The sequence below is a fragment of the Eubacterium sp. An3 genome (genome assembly GCF_002159465.1).
Classification (GTDB): domain Bacteria; phylum Bacillota; class Clostridia; order Lachnospirales; family Lachnospiraceae; genus Anaerobutyricum; species Anaerobutyricum stercoris.
Window position 1 is genome coordinate 1 of sequence record NZ_NFIR01000087.1, and the last position, 1,796, is coordinate 1,796.

The 1,796-nt window shown below is 43.9% G+C and carries 2 protein-coding genes; both read left to right on the forward strand.

The genetic code is table 11. The features are described from left to right. A partial coding sequence (locus tag B5F87_RS20370; protein ID WP_275532339.1) for a sigma factor-like helix-turn-helix DNA-binding protein occupies positions 1–222 on the forward strand: 222 nt, incomplete at its 5' end. Then, on the forward strand, positions 219–1,595 hold the full coding sequence (locus B5F87_RS20375; protein ID WP_087284499.1) for a hypothetical protein: 1,377 nt from the start codon (positions 219–221) through the stop codon (positions 1,593–1,595). The genes B5F87_RS20370 and B5F87_RS20375, both read left to right, overlap by 4 nt. Positions 1,596–1,796: the final 201 nt, after the last annotated feature.

The window sequence follows — 1,796 nt, forward strand, 5'->3', positions numbered from 1 at the left end:
GATGCGGTGATGAAAGAGGAACTGGTAAAAACGGTCAGCCGGTTTCTGGGAGATCTCTCGGATAATAACCGGGATATCTTTCTGGAAAGGTACTGGTTTGCCAGTTCCCTGGAAGAGATTGCGGGACGGCACGGCATTTCAAAGAAAACTGCGTCTATGCGGCTTTCAAGAATCCGGGAGCAGCTGAAAAAATATCTTCGGAAGGAGGGCTATGACTTATGACTGGAAAGGATTTATATGAGGCCATCCATCAATGTGACGACGAATATATCGAGAAGACAGCAGAAAGAATAGAAAAGAATCTGAGCAGAAAAAGTCCGTCCCCGAAGGGATTTATCCCTCGCCTGTGGAGACACAGCGCCGCCTTTCGGACGGCCGCTGCGATCTTTCTGTGTATCGTGGCATTGGGAATGGGAGTATCGGTTCTTGCTACGGCGTCGGATGCCTTCCGGGAGTGGCTGTTCGACATGTTTTCCGGCCATGAGGTGACAGAATTACATATCGGCAGCGACGGGAATACTGCAGGAAATGCCACAGATGAACCAGCCAGTTCGAAGGAAAGCAGCGGCGAAACCAGACGGCCGGATATCCCGGCGGATGAGAACCACAGAATTTCGCTGAAAGATAATATGCTTGTGTTTGGAGATAAGGAAACGGTCGTAGCAGAAACCCATTATGACGAGGAGACAGAAAATGTGAAAATTGACCGCGTATATGGAATACAGGGAAATGGGTTGAAAGAACTGCCGGTGTATTCTTTCCAGGGTGAATATGATGGCGTGCCTTTTTCCTTTGAATATGCAATTTGTCATCAGGAAATCCATGGCTTTAATCTGGAAGGAGCCATAAATGAGGTTTTCTCTTACTTCGACGAGAAATCCGTTTATGTACAGCTGATGGATGATGGAGAAAATTATAAAGAATGTATCGCAAAACTGGATCTGGAAACCGGAATAATGGAAAAGCTGTCCGGTGACAAAGTATATGCGAACTGTACGATGTCTCCCGGTGGAAAAGTAATCTTATGTAATTACCGGGCAGATGGGTATTGGACCGTTTTTGATCTTAAAGAAAAAACGGAGAAAAGGATAGAAGCAATCAATGCTTATACCCGAGGTGACGAAATAGAATTTCTTGATGATACTACGATTCTTACTTTTGGTGAAGATTTGTTGGAAAAAACGGATGACGGAATCCGGACACAGGCGCAGACTTGCAAAGTGGACCTTCGCACCGATCAGGTGCTGGAAACCTATACGGGATATGGAGAAGTAGGTATGGAGTGGAACAGTTCTGTGAAAAAGAATACCCTGGAGCTGACCAATATTGTCACGGGAGAAACATTTTCTATTGAAGGAGCTGACAAAAACACACATTTTCTGGGAAAAGCGGGAGATTATGCGATGTATGGTGATAAGGAGGAAAACAATTCGCCATATTTTCTGGTAAATCTGGCAAAGAAAACTTTTATGAAAATTAATGTACCACAGGAAATGCATTTTGATGTGGAAATGTATCTGGCAGGTGCAGAGAAAAAACTTCTGCTGGCCAATGAAACGGAAGCGTATATTGTGGATGTGAGTGAGTTGGAGTGAAATAAAATTCATTTATGACAGTAAATGTATAATTCTCATTTTAATTTATCGAATTCCATAGGTTTAAAGTGCACATTCAAACATCACGGAGGTGAGGAGATGGAGGATAAAGATATCATCGCTTTGTACTGGGAGCGGTCAGAAAGAGCAATCGAGGAAACGGATATCAAGTATGGAAGGTTGTGCCGCAGTATATCCATG